The organism is Streptomyces flavofungini (assembly GCF_014650815.1).
GTDB lineage: Bacteria > Actinomycetota > Actinomycetes > Streptomycetales > Streptomycetaceae > Streptomyces > Streptomyces flavofungini.
The window spans coordinates 736,696-756,052 of the sequence record NZ_BMVR01000001.1; the positions used below are offsets into that span (position 1 = coordinate 736,696).

20 protein-coding genes, 1 tRNA gene, 1 pseudogene and 1 riboswitch are annotated in these 19,357 nt (G+C 70.6%); of the genes and pseudogenes, 10 read left to right on the forward strand and 12 right to left on the reverse strand.

The genetic code is table 11. The features are described 5' to 3' along the window. The first annotated feature begins 123 nt into the window (after positions 1 to 123). Positions 124 to 1,458 carry an SGNH/GDSL hydrolase family protein gene (locus IE274_RS03085; RefSeq protein WP_190113935.1) on the forward strand — a complete coding sequence of 445 codons (1,335 nt, stop codon included), beginning with the start codon at positions 124 to 126 and terminating at the stop codon, positions 1,456 to 1,458. A gap of 142 nt (positions 1,459 to 1,600) precedes the next feature. Here the strand turns inward: IE274_RS03085 and IE274_RS03090 are convergent, their stop codons facing one another. The 4 genes from IE274_RS03090 to IE274_RS03105 all read right to left on the reverse strand — a co-directional run bounded on the left by IE274_RS03090 (position 1,601) and on the right by IE274_RS03105 (position 5,315). Continuing rightward, complete coding sequence (locus IE274_RS03090) at positions 1,601 to 2,539, reverse strand: DUF1707 SHOCT-like domain-containing protein (protein ID WP_307822192.1); 939 nt, start codon at positions 2,537 to 2,539, stop codon at positions 1,601 to 1,603. A 9-nt stretch (positions 2,540 to 2,548) separates the two neighbouring features. Next, positions 2,549 to 3,544 (reverse strand): ABC transporter ATP-binding protein, encoded by a 996-nt coding sequence (locus IE274_RS03095; protein WP_229909109.1) that lies wholly within the window; start codon positions 3,542 to 3,544, stop codon positions 2,549 to 2,551. Positions 3,545 to 3,550: 6 nt separating this feature from the next. After that, on the reverse strand, positions 3,551 to 4,423 hold the full coding sequence (locus IE274_RS03100; RefSeq protein WP_190114126.1) for an ABC transporter permease: 873 nt from the start codon (positions 4,421 to 4,423) through the stop codon (positions 3,551 to 3,553). Positions 4,424 to 4,493: 70 nt separating this feature from the next. After that, positions 4,494 to 5,315 (reverse strand): ABC transporter permease, encoded by an 822-nt coding sequence (locus tag IE274_RS03105; protein ID WP_190113936.1) that lies wholly within the window; start codon positions 5,313 to 5,315, stop codon positions 4,494 to 4,496. A 774-nt stretch (positions 5,316 to 6,089) separates the two neighbouring features. Here IE274_RS03105 and IE274_RS03110 point away from each other — a divergent pair. After that, entirely contained in the window at positions 6,090 to 8,387 is a 2,298-nt protein-coding gene (locus IE274_RS03110) for a transglycosylase domain-containing protein (RefSeq protein WP_190114127.1), read from the forward strand. Between the two features lie 50 nt (positions 8,388 to 8,437). Here IE274_RS03110 and IE274_RS03115 read toward each other — a convergent pair whose 3' ends face one another. The 3 genes from IE274_RS03115 to IE274_RS03125 form a co-directional block, all read right to left on the reverse strand. Beyond that, a complete protein-coding gene (locus IE274_RS03115) occupies positions 8,438 to 8,758 on the reverse strand; it encodes a DMT family transporter (protein WP_190113937.1) in 321 nt (106 codons plus the stop codon). Positions 8,759 to 8,787: 29 nt separating this feature from the next. Further along, positions 8,788 to 8,857: riboswitch (guanidine-III (ykkC-III) riboswitch) on the reverse strand. 75 nt (positions 8,858 to 8,932) lie between these two features. After that, complete coding sequence (locus tag IE274_RS03120) at positions 8,933 to 9,235, reverse strand: GroES family chaperonin (RefSeq protein ID WP_106967814.1); 303 nt, start codon at positions 9,233 to 9,235, stop codon at positions 8,933 to 8,935. 97 nt (positions 9,236 to 9,332) lie between these two features. Next, positions 9,333 to 9,659 carry a DUF3618 domain-containing protein gene (locus tag IE274_RS03125; RefSeq protein ID WP_229909112.1) on the reverse strand — a complete coding sequence of 109 codons (327 nt, stop codon included), beginning with the start codon at positions 9,657 to 9,659 and terminating at the stop codon, positions 9,333 to 9,335. A 162-nt stretch (positions 9,660 to 9,821) separates the two neighbouring features. Here IE274_RS03125 and bcp point away from each other — a divergent pair, with 162 nt between their 5' ends. The 4 genes and pseudogenes from bcp (at position 9,822) to IE274_RS03145 (ending at position 11,395) form a co-directional block, all read left to right on the forward strand. Continuing rightward, the gene (bcp, locus tag IE274_RS03130) at positions 9,822 to 10,289 is read left to right on the forward strand and encodes a thioredoxin-dependent thiol peroxidase (protein WP_190113940.1); all 468 of its coding nucleotides are present in this window, start codon (positions 9,822 to 9,824) and stop codon (positions 10,287 to 10,289) included. Positions 10,290 to 10,433: 144 nt separating this feature from the next. Next, positions 10,434 to 10,967 (forward strand): HNH endonuclease signature motif containing protein, encoded by a 534-nt coding sequence (locus IE274_RS03135; protein WP_190114128.1) that lies wholly within the window; start codon positions 10,434 to 10,436, stop codon positions 10,965 to 10,967. Between the two features lie 153 nt (positions 10,968 to 11,120). Continuing rightward, positions 11,121 to 11,309: pseudogene (locus IE274_RS39240) on the forward strand (HNH endonuclease); the annotation flags it as partial. Between the two features lie 10 nt (positions 11,310 to 11,319). Next, positions 11,320 to 11,395 (forward strand) — tRNA-Leu (locus IE274_RS03145). A 60-nt stretch (positions 11,396 to 11,455) separates the two neighbouring features. Here IE274_RS03145 and rdgB read toward each other — a convergent pair. The 4 genes from rdgB to IE274_RS03165 all read right to left on the reverse strand — a co-directional run bounded on the left by rdgB (position 11,456) and on the right by IE274_RS03165 (position 13,918). Then, a complete protein-coding gene (rdgB, locus tag IE274_RS03150; RefSeq protein WP_190113941.1) occupies positions 11,456 to 12,058 on the reverse strand; it encodes an RdgB/HAM1 family non-canonical purine NTP pyrophosphatase in 603 nt (200 codons plus the stop codon). Positions 12,059 to 12,162: 104 nt separating this feature from the next. After that, positions 12,163 to 12,561, reverse strand: a complete 399-nt coding sequence (locus IE274_RS03155) for a hypothetical protein (RefSeq protein ID WP_190113942.1) — start codon at positions 12,559 to 12,561, stop codon at positions 12,163 to 12,165. Positions 12,562 to 12,743: 182 nt separating this feature from the next. After that, positions 12,744 to 13,484 (reverse strand): ribonuclease PH, encoded by a 741-nt coding sequence (gene rph / locus IE274_RS03160; protein ID WP_190113943.1) that lies wholly within the window; start codon positions 13,482 to 13,484, stop codon positions 12,744 to 12,746. A 200-nt stretch (positions 13,485 to 13,684) separates the two neighbouring features. Beyond that, entirely contained in the window at positions 13,685 to 13,918 is a 234-nt protein-coding gene (locus IE274_RS03165; RefSeq protein ID WP_189730386.1) for a PTS sugar transporter subunit IIB, read from the reverse strand. Between the two features lie 223 nt (positions 13,919 to 14,141). Here IE274_RS03165 and IE274_RS03170 point away from each other — a divergent pair, with 223 nt between their 5' ends. After that, complete coding sequence (locus IE274_RS03170) at positions 14,142 to 15,455, forward strand: PTS transporter subunit EIIC (RefSeq protein WP_190113944.1); 1,314 nt, start codon at positions 14,142 to 14,144, stop codon at positions 15,453 to 15,455. Between the two features lie 229 nt (positions 15,456 to 15,684). After that, positions 15,685 to 16,935 carry a PTS transporter subunit EIIC gene (locus IE274_RS03175; protein WP_190113945.1) on the forward strand — a complete coding sequence of 417 codons (1,251 nt, stop codon included), beginning with the start codon at positions 15,685 to 15,687 and terminating at the stop codon, positions 16,933 to 16,935. A 113-nt stretch (positions 16,936 to 17,048) separates the two neighbouring features. On the opposite strand, the gene IE274_RS03180 is transcribed toward IE274_RS03175, so the two are convergent. Further along, entirely contained in the window at positions 17,049 to 17,804 is a 756-nt protein-coding gene (locus IE274_RS03180) for an MBL fold metallo-hydrolase (protein ID WP_190113946.1), read from the reverse strand. Between the two features lie 379 nt (positions 17,805 to 18,183). Here IE274_RS03180 and IE274_RS03185 point away from each other — a divergent pair, with 379 nt between their 5' ends. Further along, positions 18,184 to 18,738, forward strand: a complete 555-nt coding sequence (locus tag IE274_RS03185; protein WP_190113947.1) for a hypothetical protein — start codon at positions 18,184 to 18,186, stop codon at positions 18,736 to 18,738. Positions 18,739 to 18,823: 85 nt separating this feature from the next. After that, on the forward strand, positions 18,824 to 19,288 hold the full coding sequence (locus IE274_RS03190; RefSeq protein WP_190113948.1) for a type II toxin-antitoxin system PemK/MazF family toxin: 465 nt from the start codon (positions 18,824 to 18,826) through the stop codon (positions 19,286 to 19,288). Positions 19,289 to 19,357 lie beyond the last annotated feature (69 nt).

The window sequence follows — 19,357 nt, forward strand, 5'->3', positions numbered from 1 at the left end:
ACAAGTTCCCGGCGTCTGAGTGAGCGGAGGGGGGCAGTGTCGGCCCTCTCGCGGCCCATGACGCATCATGGGGTGTTCACACCGGAGCCTCGGGCTCCCCCTGCCCGAGGAGAAACAGCCCGCATGACCAAGCGTCACGGTTATGCACTGCTGGCCGCCGTGCTCGCGGTCATCGTGGTCGTCTCTGCGGCCATATACATCGGCGTCACGGGCGCCGACGACGACACGAAGGACCAGCTCAGCGCCTCTCCGCGCGGGCCGCGCAACTCCGCGGCGCCGGCCTCGTCGGGCACCTGGGTGGGCACCTGGTCCGCCTCCCCCGCGGGCGCCGAACCCGGCACCGAGGCGCGCGGCATGGCGGGCCGTTCCGTACGCAACGTGGTGCACACCAGCGTCGGCGGCGAGAGCACCCGGATCACCCTGTCGAACCTGTACGGCACCCGGCCGCTCACCGTCACGCACGCCTCCGTCGCCGTGGCCACCGCCTCGAACAACCCGACGGCTGCCGCCGGTACGCTGCGGCGGCTCACCTTCCGCGGTGACACGTCCGTGGTGATCCAGCCGGGGCAGCAGATCGTCAGCGACGCGGTCCGGCTGCGCGTGCCGCACGACTCCGACCTGCTCGTCACGACGTTCTCGCCGACGGCGTCCGGGCCGGTGACGTACCACCCGCACGCGCGGCAGATCTCGTACGTCGCCGACGGTGACCACACCGAGGACCCGAGCGGGTCGGCGTACCACGAGCAGAGCCCCTACTGGCGGTATCTCGCCGCCGTCGACGTCCTCAGCAGCGAGACCGACGGCACCGTCGTCGTCATCGGTGACTCCATCACCGACGGCATCACCTCCACCATGGGTGCCAACCGGCGCTGGACCGACGTCCTCGCCGACCGGCTCCGCGAGGACTCCGGCGCGCCGCGCTACAGCGTCGTGAACCAGGGCATCAGCGGGAACCGCGTCCTGTCCGACGGGAGGCCCGGCGCGCGGGGCGGGCCCGGGGCCAACCCGAGCGGGCTCGCCCGGTTCGACCGGGACGTCCTCGGGCGCACCGGCGTGAAGGCCGTCGTCATCGCCCTCGGCATCAACGACATCCTGCGCAATCCGCAGGAAACCGATCCCCGGCGCATCACCGAGGGGCTGCGGGAGCTGACCCGGCAAGCCCACGCCCGTGGGCTGCGGGTCGTCGGGGCGACCCTGATGCCCTTCGGTGGACACCGGGGCTACACGCCCGCCCTGGAGGGTGTGCGGCAGGCCGTCAACAAGGAGATCCGCTCCGGCAAGGTCTTCGACTCGGTCGTCGACTTCGACAAGGCGCTGCGGGATCCGTACGACCCCCGGGCGCTGCTCGACCGGTACGACTCCGGGGACAACCTTCACCCCAGCGACGAGGGGTTCCGCCGGATGGCCCAGGCGTTCGACCCGGCCGACCTGAAGGGGTCGTCGGCCGCGGAGCTCTAGCCCGCCGGGGCGCGCGCCGGACGGGCTGAAACCCGGCCCGTCCGGCGATTGGGGACGAGGCGCGAAGCGCCGATCAGCCGGGGTCCAGGGGGCGCGGCCCCCGGTTTCGGAGAAGGGGCGGGCCCGGGGCGCCCCGCGAAGGTCAGTTCGGCCGCCGCCGTTCCTCCCTGCGCCGCTCATGCAGCGCGCGCCACTCGTCCCTGCGCTGCTCCTGCAAGGCACGCCGTTCCTCCCGCCGCCGCGCCTGCAGCTCCCGTCGCTCGGCCTTGAGCCGCGCCCGCTCCCGCTTGCGCAGCTTCCGTTCGACGCCGACCCCGCCCATGAGGGCGAAGCCGGTGACGACGACGCGCGGCGACCCCGGTGTGCCGGGCCCGGTGGCCTCGTCGCTGAAGCCGCCCATGATCCCGAAGCCCTTGACGGTGACGTTGAGTTCGGGCGGCACGGTGACCTGGATGCCGCCCATGAGGGCGAAGCACCGGATGACGACGTCCCGCTCGGCGAACCGCGCCTCGCGCAGGTCGATGTCCCCGCCGCCCCACATCGCGAAGGACGTGAAGAGGCGCCCGACGGTCCAGCCGCCCTTGCGGTTGAACCCGCCCCAGATCGCGATGGCCCCGCTGGACGAGGGCTCGCCGCCGACGATCCGCTCGTCCCAGTCGATCTCGTCGCTCTCCTCGCCCTCGGAGCGCTTGACCATGGACACCTTGGGCGCGGGCGCGACGGCGGACGGCAGGTCGCGGGTGAGGGGGGCGAGCTCGCCGTAGGTCCGGGCCTGGAGCGCCGCGTCGAGGCGCTCGCCGAACTCCTCCATGTCGAGCCGCCCCTCGGCCAGCGCCTCGCGCAGCGCGTCGGCGACCTTCTCGCGGTCGGCGTCGGAGGCGCGCAGCTCGGCGGGGCTCAGCTCGGCGGACGGCCTCGGAGCGGCGGCGGAGGACGGCTCGGCGGTGGAGGACGGCTCGGCGGCGCCGGAGGGTGACCCGGAGGCGGCGGAGGGTGACCCGGGGGCGGCGGGCGGCCCAGCGGTGCCCCGCCCGGCAGCTTCGGGCAGTTTGTTCGGCGGCGTGGGCTCGGCGTCCGTCATACCAGCAGCCTACGAGGTCCCCCGGTCCGCGTACATCTTGGCAATCACGGCCTCGATGTCGGGCTCGCGCACGGAGAGGTCCACGAGCGGATAGCGCGCGGCGATCGCGGCGAGCAGCGGCGCGGCCGACGCGGCGGCCGGGAACGCCAGCCACTGCCGGGGCCCGTCGACCTTCACGACCCGCGCCGACTCGACCTCCAGGGGCGGAAGTTCGCGTTCCAGGTCGACCACGAGGGTGCGCTCGCTCTCACCGACCTCGTGCAGCCCGGCCAGCGGCCCGTCGTACATGAGGCGCCCGTGGTCGATGACCATCACGCGTTTGCAGAGCTGCTCGATGTCGGTGAGGTCGTGGGTGGTCAGCAGGACGGTCGTGCCGGACTCGGCGTTCAAGTCGCGCAGGAACGCGCGGACCTTCGCCTTGCTGACGACGTCGAGGCCGATCGTGGGCTCGTCGAGGTACAGCACCTCGGGGTCGTGCAGGAGCGCCGCCGCGATGTCGCCGCGCATCCGCTGCCCGAGCGAGAGCTGCCGCACGGGCACGTCCAACAGCTCGCCCAGGTCGAGGAGTTGGACGCAGCGGTCGAGGTTCTCGGCGTAACGCCTGTCGGGGATGCGGTACATGCGGTGCATCAGCCGGTACGAGTCGATGAGCGGCAGGTCCCACCACAGGGTGGTGCGCTGGCCGAAGACGACGCCGATGCGGCGGGCGAGCCGGGTGCGCTCCCGGGCGGGGTCGACGCCCGCGACCCGGAGGCGGCCGCCGCTGGGGGTGAGGATGCCGGTCAGCATCTTGATCGTGGTCGACTTGCCCGCGCCGTTGGGGCCGATGTAGCCGACCATCTCGCCGCGCGGCACCCGGAAGGTGATGCCGTCGACGGCGCGCACCTGGTGCCGCTCGCGGCGCAGGAAACCGGTCTTCCGTCGCACGTCGAAGATCTTCTCGACGCCATCGAGGGCGATGAAGTCGGCGTCCACCACGTCGGCCGCGGTCTCCGTGTGCTCCATGGCGTATCAGCTCCCTGTGCTGCGGTACGAGCGGAGTCCCGCGCGCCACGCGAGGCCCGCGAGCGCGCAGCACGCCACGGCCACCAGCGGCGGCGTGAAGGCGGCCCACGACGGCAGGCCGAGCGGATAGGGGCGGCCGAGCACGTACAGGCCGGGCAGCCAGTTCACGAAGGCGATGGGGACCAGGAAGGTGGCGCCGCGCACCAGGTCCTTGCCGAAGACGGACGGCGGGTACTGCAGAAGCGTGTTGCCGCCGTAGGTGAAGGCGTTCTGCACCTCGGAGGCGTCCTGCGCGACGAACTGGAAGGCCGCGCCGACGACGAAGACGGCCATGAAGATCCCCGCGCCGCTGACCAGCATCACCGGGACCAGGAGGACCTTCAGCGGCGTCCAGTCGACGTCGACGGCGGTGACGGCGTACCCGAGGACCAGCAGCCCCTGCACCACCCGGCCCAGCCTGCGCAGCGCGAACTGGTCGGCCGCGACCTGCGCGAGCACCGGCGCGGGCCGCACCAGGAGGGTGTCGAGGGTGCCGTCGCGCACGCGTCTGCCGAGCCGGTCCATGGAGCCGATGGCGAGATCGGCGATCCCGAAGGCGCAGGCCGCGGCGCCGTACAGGAAGGCGACCTCGGGGAGCCGGTAGCCGCCGAGGACGTCGACCTGGGAGAACATCAGCAGGATCGCGGCGAAGTCGAGAGCGGTCGCCGTGAGGTTGCCGAGGGCCGTCATGACGAAGGACGCGCGGTAGGCGAGGGTGGAGCGGATCCACATCGCGGTGATCATCCGGTAGGCGCGCAGGCCGTCCCGGACGCGGTCCACCGGCCCGTCGGAGGTGCCTTCGCGCAGGCCGGACGGACGCGCCGGACCGGCCGGGCCCATCGGACCCCCGCCCCGCCCGTCCCCGCGGTCCACCGGACCCGCACCCCGCCCGTCCCCGCGTCGGCCCTTTTCAGCCACCTTGCACCACCACCCGGCGCGTGGCCACGGCCTGCAGCAGCCGCCCGGCGGCGAGCAGCACGACGGCCCACCCGGCCTGGAACGCGTACGCCCCCGCGAGATCCGCGCCCGAGCGCTCGCCCAGCAGCACGTCGGCGGGCACCTGGATCAGCGCCGACCAGGGCAGCGCGCGGGCGATCTCGCCGAGGGCGCCGGGGAAGACGCTCAACGGCAGCAGCATCCCGGAGAAGAACGTGCTCGCGAGCCACGAGATCTGCGCCACGCCCGTGCCGTCGAGCAGCCAGAAGGCGCTGAGCGCCACCAGGAAGCGCACCGCGAAGCTGACGACCACCGCGAGCAGCACGGCGAGCGCCGTGGCGAGCCACGTCAACACGTCGCCCGGAAGAGCCAGTTGGAAGAGGAGCGCGCCGAACATCATGGGCGCGGCGCCGCGCGCCAGGAGCTGGAACAGCGCCCGGCCCAGGTCGCCCGCCAGCCACCAGGCCTGAAGATCGGCGGGGCGGTACAGGTCGATGGCGACGTCGCCGGTGCGGATGCGCCGCATCAGTTCGTCCTCGAAGCCGCCGCCCATCACCGCGACGGTCGTCAGGAGCGCCTGCCCGAGCCACACGTACGTGAGAGCCTGCGCCTGGTCGTATCCTCCAAGTCCAGGCTTCTCGTCCCACAGGGCAATATAGGTGTAGGTCAGGATCACTCCGAAGACAGTGTTGGTGAACACACCGGCCAAGGTCGCGATCCGGTACGTGGCGTATCGCCGGAAGCTGCCGGCGGCGACGGCCGCGTACAGGCGGAACCGTCCTGATCTCACGAACATCCCTTTCAGAGGGCCTCGTACCGCTCCAGGCCACCGCGCCCGGGCTCGTGCCCGGACCAAAGCGCAGGAGCCTAGTGCGGTCAGGGCCGCCCGTGCCAGGCAATTTCGCCCCACGGAGCGTGCCTGGCCGGAAAGGCATACGGCGACAGTGTGCAATGGGTCGTACGAGGCGTACTGGATGTATGAGGCGTACGAGATGTACGACGCGAACTGGGAGTTCCGCGAGACATGAGCAGCGACGAGCCACAGCGGCAGCCGGGCGACGGGCCCGAGGAGCCCACCGCCCGGCCGAGCGAACCCGCTGCCCGGCAGGACGGGCCCGCCGAGGGACCGGACGAGCGGGCCTCCCGGCCGAGTGATCCCACACCGGGCCGCGAGCCGGGCGACCGCGCTCCGGACAGCCACCCGACCCCTCCGAAGGGCGCCCCCGGCGTCCCCGACGGCGGCCCCTCCACGACGCAGCTCCGCCCGGTCGGCCGCCCGAAGGCCCCCGACCCCTCCACGCAGCAGCTCCGCCCCATTCCCCCGGGACCGGGGCAGGGCCAGAGCCAGAGCCAGGGTCCGGGTCAGGGGCAAGGTCCGAGCCAGGGCCAGCAGCACCAGGGCTGGGCCCCGCGCGAGCCCGAGCAGGGCGCCGCGGGCGCTGCCGCCTCCGTGGCCGCCGGTACCGCGGGTGACGGCGCACCGGGCGCGCCGGGCGGCGCGCCGACGAAGAAGGGCAAGAAGAAGCGCCCCAAGCGCAAGGGCTGGCGGCGCCTCTTCCCGACCTGGCGGATGGTGCTCGCCGGGTTCATCTTCGTGGTCCTGCTGCTCGCGGGCGGTTTCACCGCGGGCTATCTGCTGATCGACATCCCGCCCGCGAACGCGCTCGCCACCAAGCAGGCCAACGTCTACCTGTACGCCGACGGCAGCGAGCTGGCCCGCGACAGCAAGGGCGCGAACCGCGAGAACGTGCCCCTGTCCAAGGTCCCCAAGCACGTGCAGCACGCCGTGCTCGCCGCCGAGGACCGGGACTTCTACGGGGAGTCCGCCGTCGACCCGAAGGCGATGCTCCGCGCCGCCTGGAACACGGTCACCGGCAAGGGCAAGCAGTCCGGCTCGACGATCACGCAGCAGTACGTGAAGAACTACTACCTGGGCCAGGAGCAGACCGTCACCCGCAAGGTGAAGGAGTTCTTCATCTCGATCAAGCTGGACCGCGAGGTGAGCAAGGACGACATCCTCGAGGGCTATCTGAACACCAGCTACTTCGGCCGCAACGCGTACGGCGTGCAGGCCGCGGCCCAGGCGTACTACGGCAAGGACGTCGAGGACCTGTCCGTGGCCCAGGGCGGGTACCTCGCGACGCTCGTGAACTCCCCGAACGCGTACGACGTGGCGACGCACCCAGAGAACAAGGCCGCCGCGCAGGGCCGCTGGAGCTACGTCCTGAACGGCATGGTCAAGGAGGGCTGGCTGCCCGCCGCCGACCGCAAGAAGCAGAAGTTCCCGATGCCGGACCAGGCCAAGGGCACCCAGGACCTGTCCGGGCAGCGCGGCTATGTGGTCAAGGCCGTCGAGGACTACCTCATCGAGAACAAGATCATCGAGGAGGACGCCCTCAGCAAGGGCGGCTACCGCATCACGACCACCCTGCAGAAGCCGCGCCAGAACGCGTTCGTGAAGGCCGTCGACGACCAGGTGATGTCGAAGCTCGACAAGAAGGCCCGCAAGATCGACCGGAACGTGCGCGTCGGCGGCGCGTCCGTGGACCCGAAGACCGGCAAGGTCGTCGCGATGTACGGCGGCATCGACTACACCAAGCAGTTCGTGAACAACGCCACCCGACGGGACTACCAGGTCGGTTCGACCTTCAAGCCGTTCGTGTTCACCTCGGCCGTGCAGAACGGCTCGACCACGCAGTCCGGCACCCCGATCACGCCGAACACGATCTACGACGGCAACAACCGGCGTCCGGTGCAGGGCTGGGACGGCGGCCAGTACGCGCCCGCCAACGAGGACGACGGCCAGTACGGCGACATCACGGTGCGCGAGGCCACGGACAAGTCGGTGAACTCCGTGTACGCGCAGATGGCCGTCGACGTGGGCTCCGACAAGGTCAAGGACACCGCGGTCGCGCTCGGCGTGCCGCCGAAGACCCCGGACCTCACCGCGTCCCCGTCGATCGCGCTCGGCCCGTCCACGGCGTCCGTGCTCGACATGACGGAGGCGTACGCGACGCTGGCGAACCACGGCCAGCACGGCTCGTACACGCTCGTCGAGAAGATCACCAAGAACGGCGAGGACGTCGCGCTGCCGGAGCGGGGCGAGAAGACGGCGGTGAGCCGCGAGGCCGCGGACACCACCACGTCGGTCCTGCGCAGCGTCGTCGACTCCGGCACGGGCACCGAGGCGCTCGCCGCGGGCCGCCCGGCGGCCGGCAAGACCGGCACGGCGGAGGAGGACAAGGCGGCCTGGTTCGCGGGCTACACGCCGGATCTGGCGACCGTCGTCTCGATCATGGGCGCGGACCCGGCCACGGCCAAACAGACCCCGCTGTACGGCGCGCTCGGCGAGCGGCGCATCAACGGCGGCGGCTATCCGGCGCGGATCTGGGCGCAGTTCACCAAGGACGCCCTTGAGGGCAAGCCGGTCAAGGAGTTCGACCTGGAGCTAGAGCCCGGCGCGGACGTGCCGGTGCAGCCGGACCCGTCGGACAGCGCCGAGGCACCGGACCCCGACGAGGACACGGGCGGCGCGACCGACGGCGCCACTGACGGCGGCGCGGCCGACGGCGGTGCCGCGGACGGCGGCGCCGACCAGGGCGGCCAGAACCAGGGGCAGAACCAAGGCCAGAACCAGGGTCAGAACCAGGGCCCGACCGGCGGCCAGGACCAGGGACAGACCCAAGGCCCGACCGGCGGTCAGGACCAGGGGCAGACCCAGGGCCAGGACCAGGGGCAGACCCAGGGTCCGACCGGCGGGGCCGACGGGGGTGCCGACGACGGCGGCGCCGACCAGGGCGGCCAACAGGGCGCCCTGGCCGGGCTCACTCAGGGGACGACCACCGGGCCACGCGGCCGCGGCGACTGACCCGGCCGGGTCTCACCGACCCGGTCGGGCCGCGGTGCCCGCTCGTCGCCTCAGTGACCGCTCGTCGCCTTCAGGCCCACGACGGCGACGAGCAGCAGGCACACGAAGAAGATCCGGGCCGCGGTGGCGGGCTCGCCGAGCGCGACCATGCCGACCACCGCGGCTCCGGCCGCTCCGATGCCGACCCACACGCCGTAGGCGGTGCCGATGGGCAGGGTCTTGGCGGCGTAGGACAGCAGCAGCATGCTGGCGACGATGCCCGCGCCGGTGAACACACTCGGCCACAGACGGGTGAACCCCTCGGTGAACTTCATGCCGATCGACCAGCCGACCTCAAGCAGACCGGCGACGACGAGCAGGACCCAGGCCATGACGGCACCTCCGAAAATGGGACTTCAGGGGTGCGTCGTCTTTGCGGATCCCGGTACGGCGCGTCTCGTCGGGTTCCTTCCAAGGTAGCAAAGGGCACGCACAAGGGGCTGGTGACGATGGTCACCAGCCCCTTCTCGGCTGCGGCGGACCCGGGGCACCAGGGCCCCGGGGTGTTACAGGTACAGGCCGGTGGAGTCCTCGGACCCCTCGAAGCGGTCCGCGGCCACGGCGTGCAGATCGCGCTCGCGCATCAGGACGTACGCCACGCCCCGCACCTCGACCTCGGCGCGGTCCTCGGGGTCGTACAGGACCCGGTCGCCCGGCTCCACCGTGCGCACGTTCTGCCCCACGGCGACGACCTCGGCCCAGGCCAGGCGCTTGCCGACGGCCGCGGTCGCGGGGATCAGGATGCCGCCGCCGGAGCGCCGCTCGCCCTCCGCCGTGTCCTGGCGCACGAGCACGCGGTCGTGCAGCATCCGGATCGGCAGCTTGTCGTCGTGGGTCCTTGGTTCAGATGTCTTGGCGCTCACGCCCCGAACCTACCTGCCTCCGCGCGTCCTGTACGCCTCCGGGTCAGCCCTTGCGGCGCTTGGAGCCCGCCGCGAGGAGCCCCACGACGCCCACCACGACCAGGGCCACCGGCACGATCCGCTCGAGGCGGGGCGCGCCGTCCTCCGCGACGAACCGGCCCTTCACCTCGGAGACGAAGCGATTCGCCCCGACGTAGGCCCGCCCGAGCGACTGGTCGACACTTGAGGCGATCTTGGCCTTGGCGTCCCCGACGATCGTCTTCGGGTGGACCCGCACCCCGATCTCGTCGAGTGTCTCGGCGAGCTGGTCGCGCCGGAGCTTGATGTCCGCCTCGATCTGCGCAGGGGTCCTGGCATCCGCATCCGACACCGCGCTGCCTCCGTGGGTGTGTTCCGTGTACTGGGTACTGGTCGTCCACAGTCTGTCAGCTTCGCCCCCGTCGCACCCCATGGCACCCCCATTACCCTCGACTCCGTCACCACACCCCTGTGCGTGCGCGCCCCCGCGCGCGCTGTTGCGAGGAGACCGTAAATGAGCGAGCGACTTCAGCCCGGCGACACCGCCCCCGCCTTCACCCTGCCCGACGCCGACGGCAAGGACGTCTCCCTCGCCGACCACAAGGGCCGCAAGGTCATCGTGTACTTCTACCCGGCCGCCCTGACCCCCGGCTGCACCAAGCAGGCCTGCGACTTCACCGACAACCTGGACGTGCTCGCGGCCGCGGGCTACGACGTCATCGGCGTCTCCCCCGACAAGCCGGAGAAGCTCGCCAAGTTCCGCGAGAAGGAGAACCTGAAGGTCACCCTGGTCGGCGACCCGGCCAAGGAGACCCTGGAGGCGTACGGCGCCTTCGGCGAGAAGAAGCTGTACGGCAAGACGGTGACCGGCGTGATCCGCTCGACCGTCGTCGTGGACGAGGCGGGCAAGGTCGAGCACGCCTTCTACAACGTGAAGGCGACCGGCCACGTGGCCAAGATCATCCGGGACCTGGGGGTCTGACGTTCCCTGGCCCCGAGCCCTGCGCCCCCACCGCCTCGGCCCGCCCGGAGCAAACCGCTCCGCATTCTGTGTGTAACCGTACGATATTCGGTTCGTCACTCCGTGCGAGACCGCGAACGCGCGGCCGGAAACGGAGGGGAACCGATGGGGCCGAGCCCATACACACAGGAACGGCTGGCCGAGGCGGCGGCGTCTTCGCGGACGCTGTCGGAGGCGTTGGGGAAGTTGGGGGTTGATCCGAAGAGTTCGCGACGCGCTTACATCAGGGAGCGGATGAAGAAGCTGGGGGTGGACACTTCGCACTTCGTGCGGGAGAACGGCACACGCCGCATCAAGGCGTACGGAATCGATACATCGCACTTCGTCGAGCAAGCACGGACGGAGGCAATGCGGGACAACCGCAGGAGGCGGTCCCCCTCAGAGATCCTGGTCATCGACGCCCCCAGACGCGTGCCCAGCACACGGCTCAAACGGGCCATGACAGAGCTGGGCGCTGCCGAGCAGTGCGCGCTGTGCGGAATCGGACCGACTTGGCTGGGCGAGCCGTTAACCCTTGAGGTGGACCACATCGGTGGCGACTGGCGCAACAACCGGATCGAGAACCTGCGGCTGCTGTGCCCCAACTGCCACAGCACCACGGACACGTACCGAGGACGCGCCAAGAGGCGGCGGTCATGACGGAGCGGCCGGTCCGCTACACCCGGGAGCTGCTGGCGAAAGCGGCTGAGAGCTGCTCATCCATCGATGACGTCATCACATTCCTGGGGACGCGCCCTTACGAGAACCTCCGCCGCTACCCCGTTGGTGTGCTTGGCCGAGGAAATGGGAGACAGGTGCGGGACCCCGCCCGAATGGAACGGGAAGCCCATGACGCTGGAGATCGACCACATCAACGGTGACTGGAGCGACAACCGGCGCGAGAACCTGCGATTGCTGCGCCCCAACTGTCACGCGATCACCAGCACGTGGTGCGGAGGTGGACGTCGACACACCAGCGGCTCACGCGGCCCAGTAAAGTAGACGGAGCTGCGGGCCCGTACCCCAGCTGGTAAAGAGGGCGCCGGTTTAGGTCCGGTGTGTCGTGGGTTCGAGTCCCACCGGGCCCACCGTGAAGAGGCCCGGCTCGCGCACCCCGCCAGCCGGGCCTTCGCCGTACGGGCACGGGTTCAGCCCAACAACTCACGCACCACCGGCACCAGCGCCCTGAACGCCTTGCCTCGGTGGCTGATCGCGTTCTTCTCGTCGGCCGTCAGCTCGGCGCAGGTGCGGGTCTCGCCCGCGGGCTGCAGGACCGGGTCGTAGCCGAAGCCGCCGGTGCCCGCCGGGGCGTGCCGGAGGGTGCCGAGCAGCCGTCCCTCGACCACCCGCTCGGTGCCGTCCGGCAGCGCGAGGGCCGCCGCGCACGCGAAGTGGGCGCCGCGGTGCGGGTCGTCGATGTCGCCGAGCTGGGCGAGCAGCAGGTCCAGGTTGGCGCGGTCGTCGCCGTGGCGGCCCGCCCAGCGCGCGGAGAAGATGCCGGGGGCGCCGTTCAGCACGTCGACGCACAGGCCCGAGTCGTCGGCGACGGCGGGCAGTCCGGTGGCCTCGGCCAGGGCGTGCGCCTTCAGGAGCGCGTTCTCGGCGAAGGTGACGCCGGTCTCCTTGACGTCGGGGATCTCCGGGTAGGCGGCCGCGCCGAGCAGCTCGTGGTCGAGCCGGGCGGCGGCGAGGATCGCCGTCAGCTCGGTGAGCTTGCCTGCGTTGCGGGTGGCGAGGATGAGGCGGGTCATGGGACCAGTATCGCGGCCCCGTGACCGGCCGTTCGCGCGGTGCCCCGTCCCGTCCGGCGTGCCACGCCGTGCCGCCCGGAACGGGGCGCGCCGCGCGGTTGCGGTCAGTCGGTGCAGACCTTCGTCAGCTCCTTGGCCGCGTCGACGGCCGGGCTGAGGTCGGGCGACTTGTCGCCGCCCTCCTTGGAGGCGTCGCGGATGTTGTCGACGGCCTTCTCCAGGTGGTCGAGGGCCTTGTCCACGTCGGCGTCGTCGGACTTGTCGCGGATGTCGTCGAGGTTGTCCTCGACGTCGTCCAGGGCGTCGTCCGCCTTGCTCGGGTTCAGCGCGGCGTCCTGCGCGGCGTCCTGCATGTCCTGGACGTTGTCGTGGATCGCGTCGGCCGTCTTGACGCAGTCGACGGCCTTGTCGACGGGGTCGCAGGCCACGAGGCCGGAGACCGCCGGAACTGCGATCAGAGCGGTGATGATGGCGGTAACGGTACGGCGGTGGCGCGCGGCCATGCGGAATTCCCTCCCCGTTGCGGACGGACGCACGGCTTGGCCCGTACGCCCGCATCCGTAAGAACGCCCGTCCGGGCCCCGAGGGTTGCTTCCCCTGCTGGCAGGACCGAACCGCGAATCGCCCGCACTCCCACTCAACCCGCCCGCACCGCGCGCCACTTGGGCCGCGCCGGCGCCACGCCCTACTGGTCCGCCACGACCGCTTCGAGCGCTTCGCGCTGGTACGCGGCGAGGCTGGCGCAGCCGCCGACGGCCAGGTCGAGCAGCGCGTTCAGCTCCTCGCGGGCGAACGGCTCGGCCTCGGCGGTGCCCTGCACCTCGACGAAGCGGCCGTCGCCGGTGCACACCACGTTCATGTCGGTGTCGGCCTTCACGTCCTCCTCGTAGCAGAGGTCGAGCAGCGGTACACCGCCGACGATGCCGACGGAGACGGCGCTGACGGTGCCGGTGAGCGGCTTGCGCCCGGCCTTGATCAGCTTCTTGCCCTGCGCCCAGGCGACGGCGTCGGCCAGCGCGACGTAGGCGCCGGTGATGGCGGCGGTGCGGGTGCCGCCGTCGGCCTGCAGGACGTCGCAGTCGAGGACGATGGTGTTCTCGCCCAGGGCCTTGTAGTCGATGACGGCGCGCAGGCTGCGGCCGATCAGCCGGGAGATCTCGTGCGTACGGCCACCGATCTTGCCGCGCACCGACTCGCGGTCGCCGCGGGTGTTCGTGGACCGCGGGAGCATCGAGTACTCGGCGGTGACCCAGCCCTCGCCGCTGCCCTTGCGCCAGCGGGGGACGCCCTCCGTGACGGAGGCCGTGCAGAAGACCTTGGTGTCGCCGAAGGAGACGAGGACGGAGCCCTCGGCGTGCTTGCTCCACCCGCGCTCGATGGTGACGGGGCGAAGCGTTTCGGGGGTACGGCCGTCGATACGTGACATGCGCTTGAGCCTATCGGGACGGACACCCGCCTCGGGCCGGACGGGGGGCACCCCCGATCGGCCTGCGGCCTCGTCCGCAAACGCCGGACGTGCTGCTCCCCGTCCGAGGGCGAGCGGTGATCGGCGGCGCCCACGCACACGTGAGGGCTCCGCTCCGGGAACCGGAACAGAGCCCTCACGAGTCATGCACAGCGCAAGCGCTACATCATGTCCTCGATGTCCGCGGCGATGGGGTCGGCGTCCGTCCCGATGACCACCTGAATCGCCGTCCCCATCTTCACGACCCCGTGCGCCCCCGCGGCCTTGAGCGCGGCTTCGTCGACCAGGCTCGGGTCGTTGACCTCCGTGCGGAGACGCGTGATGCAGCCCTCGACCTCTTCGATGTTGTCGATGCCGCCGAGCCCGGCAACGATCTTCTCAGCCTTGCTGGCCATGGTGTTCTCCCTGCTCTGAAAAGGACGCGGCCACGACACCGTAGGTCCGCTTTGTCACGGTAACGCACGGTTGGCCCATCTTCGCGGGCGGTCACGGCACTCGTACCCAATCATGACGATCAAGGTGTCACCCCTTGCGGGGGCGGTGCCGACCACCGTCCACAACTGGTCTACACCAGTTTTCAACGACCGCCAAACCTGGCTGGTTCCGGGAGGAACGCCGATGAGTTCCACTGCCGCCGCGATACCCCAGAAGAAGTGGTGGAACGGCCTTTTCCAGGGCCTGCAGAAGATGGGCCGCAGCCTCCAACTGCCCATCGCCGTCCTGCCCGCCGCCGGCATCCTGAACCGGCTCGGCCAGCCGGACGTCTTCGGCGACGACGGCCTCGGCTGGACCAACGTGGCCAAGGTCTTCGCGGCGGCGGGCGGCGCCCTGCTCGACTCCTCGCTCGGCCTGCCGCTCCTCTTCTGCATCGGCGTCGCGATCGGCATGGCGAAGAAGTCGGACGGCTCCACCGCGCTCGCCGCGGTCGCGGGCTTCCTCGTCTACTACGCGGTCCTGCGCGCCTTCCCCGACGACTGCCCGGCGGGCGCCGACTTCGCGGGCGCCGGGATGTGGAGCGGGGTCTGCGTGGCCGAGGACGGCACCCCGGCGCAGGCCGCGTACCAGAATCCAGGGGTCTTCGGCGGCATCGTGATGGGCCTGCTCTCGGCCTGGTTCTGGCAGCGCTACCACCGCGTGAAGCTGGTGGACTGGCTCGGCTTCTTCAACGGCCGCCGCCTGGTGCCGATCATCATGGCGTTCGTCGGCCTGGTCTTCGCGGGCCTGTGCGTCTGGGTCTGGCCGCCCATCGGTGACGGCCTGACCAGCTTCTCCAAGTGGCTGGTCGACCTCGGCTGGCTGGGCTCGGGCATCTTCGGCGTGGCCAACCGCGCGCTGCTGACCGTGGGCCTGCACCAGTTCCTGAACACCTTCGTCTGGTTCCAGTTCGGCGACTACACCAAGGCGGACGGCACGATCGTCCACGGCGACATCAACCGCTTCCTGGCGGGCGACCCGACCGCGGGCCAGTTCACCTCGGGCTTCTTCCCGATCATGATGTTCGCGCTGCCCGCCGCGGCCCTCGCGATCACGCACGCGGCCCGCCCGGAGCGCCGCAAGGTGGTCGGCGGCATGATGCTCTCGGTCGGCCTGACGTCCTTCGTCACCGGCATCACCGAGCCGATCGAGTACTCGTTCCTGTTCATCGCGCCCGCGCTGTACGCGATCCACGCGCTGCTCACCGGCGTCTCGATGGCGGTCACCTGGGGGCTCGGGGTGAAGGACGGCTTCAGCTTCTCGGCGGGGCTCATCGACTACGTCATCAACTGGAGCCTGGCCACGAAACCCTGGCTGATCATCCCCATCGGGCTCGCCTTCGCGGTGGTCTATTACTTCTTGTTCCTCTTCGTGATCAAGAAGTTCGACCTGGCCACTCCGGGACGCGAACCGGAAGAGGAGGCAAAGGTGTTGGACGAGGAGCAGACCAAGGCGTAGGCACGGAAGCGGAACCTCCCGCGATACCCTTTGGCAGGCCCCCGGACCCTTCGGTCCGGGGGCCTTTCGCCGTGGCTGCGGTGTTATGGCCGACCCCACAGGAATCGCGGGTTCCTTATGTCGCCTTAACCGTGTTACAACAGGTCTACACCACTGAGTGGTGTAGACCACCTGGATGCTGTCGCACCCCTGAACTGTCCCCTGACAGCACCCGCACATGGAGGAAGTCATGAGTACGGCCACCGCCAAGGCGGCGCCCGCGAAGAAGCGGGGCTCAAGTCTGTTGCAGGGCCTGCAGAAGGTGGGTCGCAGCCTGCAGCTGCCCATCGCCGTCCTGCCCGCGGCCGGCATCCTGCTGCGCCTCGGCCAGCCGGACGTGTTCGGCGCCGACGGCCTCGGCTGGGGCAAGGTCGCCACGGTCTTCGCCACCGCCGGTGACGCCGTCTTCGCGAACATGCCGCTGCTGTTCTGCATCGGTGTCGCGATCGGCTTCGCGAAGAAGGCGGACGGCTCCACGGCGCTGGCCGCGCTCGTCGGCTTCCTGGTCTACAAGAACGTGCTGACCGCGTTCCCGGTCACCGAAGCGAAGATCACCAAGGGTGCGGACGTCGCCGCGACGTACAACGACCCCAAGGTCTTCGGCGGCATCATCATGGGCCTCATATCCGCCGTCGTCTGGCAGCGGTTCCACCGCACCAAGCTGGTGGACTGGCTCGGCTTCTTCAACGGCCGCCGCCTGGTGCCGATCCTGATGGCCTTCATCGGCACCGCCCTGGGTGTCGTCTTCGGCCTCGCCTGGGGCCCGGTCGGCGACGCCATCACCAACTTCGGCGAGTGGATGACCGACCTCGGCTCGGTCGGCGCCGGCATCTTCGGCGTGGTCAACCGCGCGCTCCTGCCGGTCGGCATGCACCAGTTCGTGAACACCGTCGCCTGGCAGGAGATCGGCTCCTTCACGGACTCCGCCGGTGGCGTCTGGCACGGCGACATCCAGCGCTTCATGCACGGCGACCCGACCGCGGGCCAGTTCATGTCCGGCTTCTTCCCGATCATGATGTTCGCGCTGCCCGCCGTGGCCCTGGCCATCACCCACACCGCCCGCCCCGAGCGCCGCAAAGTCGTCGGCGGCATGATGATGTCCCTCGCGCTGACCTCGTTCGTCACCGGCATCACCGAGCCGATCGAGTTCGCCTTCATGTTCATCGCGCCGGTCCTCTACGTGATCCACGCGATCCTCACCGCCGTCGCCATGACCGTCACCTGGGCCCTGGGCGTGCACCACGGCTTCACCTTCTCCGCGGGCGCCATCGACTACTTCCTGAACTGGAAGTTCGCCGAGAAGCCCTGGCTGATCATCCCCATCGGCCTCGTCTTCGCAGCGGTCTACTACGTCGTCTTCCGCTTCGCGATCGTCAAGTTCAACCTCCCGACCCCGGGCCGCGAGCCCGAGGAGGAGGTCGAGGACCTCACGAAGGCGTGAGCCTCTCCTGACGCAATGACGTGGGCCCCGGAACCGTTCGGTTCCGGGGCCCACGTCATGAGGAGGCGACTGACGCCTGCCATCCCTTCCGTCCCTGTCGTCCCTGCCATCCCTCAGATCTCGTACGTCGCCCCCGCGGCGGCGAGCTCCGTCGGACCGGTGGTGAAGACCTCCCGGGCGTCGGCGAGATTCACCGCCGGGTCCGTCCACGGCGGGATGTGCGTGAGCACCAGGCGCCGCGCGCCCGCGCGGCGGGCGGACTCCCCGGCCTCGCGGCCGTTGAGGTGCAGGTCGGGGATGTTCTCCTTGCCGTGCGTGAAGGCGGCCTCGCAGAGGAAGAGATCGGTGCCGGCGGCGAGTTCGTCGAGGGCCGCGCAGGTGCCGGTGTCCCCGGAGTACGTCAGCGACCGGCCGCCGTGCTCGACGCGGATGGCGTACGCCTCGACGGGGTGGCACACCTTCTCCGTACGCACGGAGAAGGGGCCGATGTCGAAGGCCCCCGGCTTGACCGTATGAAAATCGAAGACCTCGCTCATCGACGACGCGGAGGGCGTGTCGGCGTACGCCGTGGTCAGGCGCTGCTCGGTGCCCTCGGGGCCGTAGACCGGGATGGGGGCGCAGCGGCCGCCGTCATGCCGGTAGTAGCGGGCCACGAAGTACGCGCACATGTCGATGCAGTGGTCGGCGTGCAGATGGCTGAGGAAGATCGCGTCGAGGTCGTACAGACCGATGTGGCGCTGCAGCTCGCCCAGGGCGCCGTTGCCCATGTCGAGCAGCAACCGGAAGCCGTCGGCCTCGACGAGGTAGCTCGAGCAGGCCGAGTCCGCGGACGGAAACGACCCCGAGCAGCCGACGACGGTGAGCTTCATAGAGCTGGAACCTCCACGCTGGCGATCGGGGGAAACGGGGGCGTGCGGTCCGTCGAGCGTAAAGCGCGAAAGGGCGCCTCGCTCCTCCGTCGTGGGCCGTTGTGGGCGAAGTCACCGGTCACGTCACTCTTCCCCCGTAGTTCCACGGGGCGAGCGGCACTCTTCGCGCCCTGAGTCAGCACCGGGTCTCGGCAGCCCCAGGGAGCTGCGTCTCGTCCACGGCGGCGGACGGCACGGCCGGAAGATCAGCCCCCCCCGGAACGGGGACTCGCCGATGCCCCGCCCGGGAGCACTCGGGGGGCGCGTAGAGGCGAACGCCGATGACAGGGCATCCGGCCTCTGCTCTATTGAGGGCCTGCAAGGCGGGAGGGGCTTGGAGATGAGCGGTCACACATGCCCTGAGTGTCAACTGAATGACCGGGTCGCCAAGGTGTCGGCCATAGTGGCCGCCGGCACGAGCACGACCACAGGTTCCACAACAGGTTGGAGCCCAGGGATCTCCGCTGACGGGGACTTCACGTTCTCCCTGCCGTTCGGCAGCTCTGACCAGGTCACAGCGACGGAGCTGAGCCGGAAGCTGAGGCTGGCGGAGGAGCGCGGGGACGGCGCCGACGCCTTCGGAGCGTTCCTGTTCTTCGCGCTCTCCACGGGGCTGGTGGTGCTCTTCGCGTGGGGCGTCGGTGAACCCGATTTCAAAGCCTCGACGGCAGCTGTCGTGCTCCTCTCCGCTCTCGGGTGCCTGACCCTCTCGGTCATGCTCGCCGTGATTCATGACAAGAGCAGCCAGCGAGCCAAAGAGCGCAACCAGCGGGCCCGTGCCGTCTGGGAAACCCTCTACTACTGCCAGCGAGACGACGTCGTCTACGTCCCCCGTCAGCCGAGCAGGTGCGTTCCCTCTGACCGCATGTCTGATCTCTGGCGGGATGGGAATTGACCGTCAGTGGAATGGGCGAACGAATCCCCGGCCCAGGGACTGGGGTGCGGCGGCGCGGAGCGGGGGGCGCCGGTACCGTCGGGGCATGGACACGTCGTGGTGGCCGGCGCTGGCCGCCGTGGTGGTACTGGCCCTTCTCGTCGCCCTCGTGGACGGGTGGGCCCGCTCCGGGCGGCCGGCTCGGCGGCGTCGGCCGCCCGGGCGGCCGACGGGCCGGGAGCGGGGCGGGAAGCGGGGTGGGCGGCCGCAGGCCGGGGAGATCTGGTGGGCGCGGGTGCCCTATGAGGAGGGGGGCGGGGAGAAGGACCGGCCGTGTCTTGTGCTGGCGGTCCACGGGGACAGCGTGCGGGTCGCGAAGATCACCAGTAAGTACCGGGACGAGCGGGCCGGGGTGATTCCGTTGCCGCCCGGGGCCGTCGGGGACGCGCACGGGCGGGCCAGTTTCCTGGAGACGGATGAGTTGCGGGAGGTGCCGGTGTGGGACTTCCGGCGGCGGGCGGGGGTGGTGGATCCGGTGCTGTGGGATCAGGTGCGGTATCTGGCTGGGTAGCCCTGGCGGGGCATTCCCCAGTCCCGCCCCTTCCCGAAACCGGGGGCTGCGCCCCCGGACCCCCGCTGA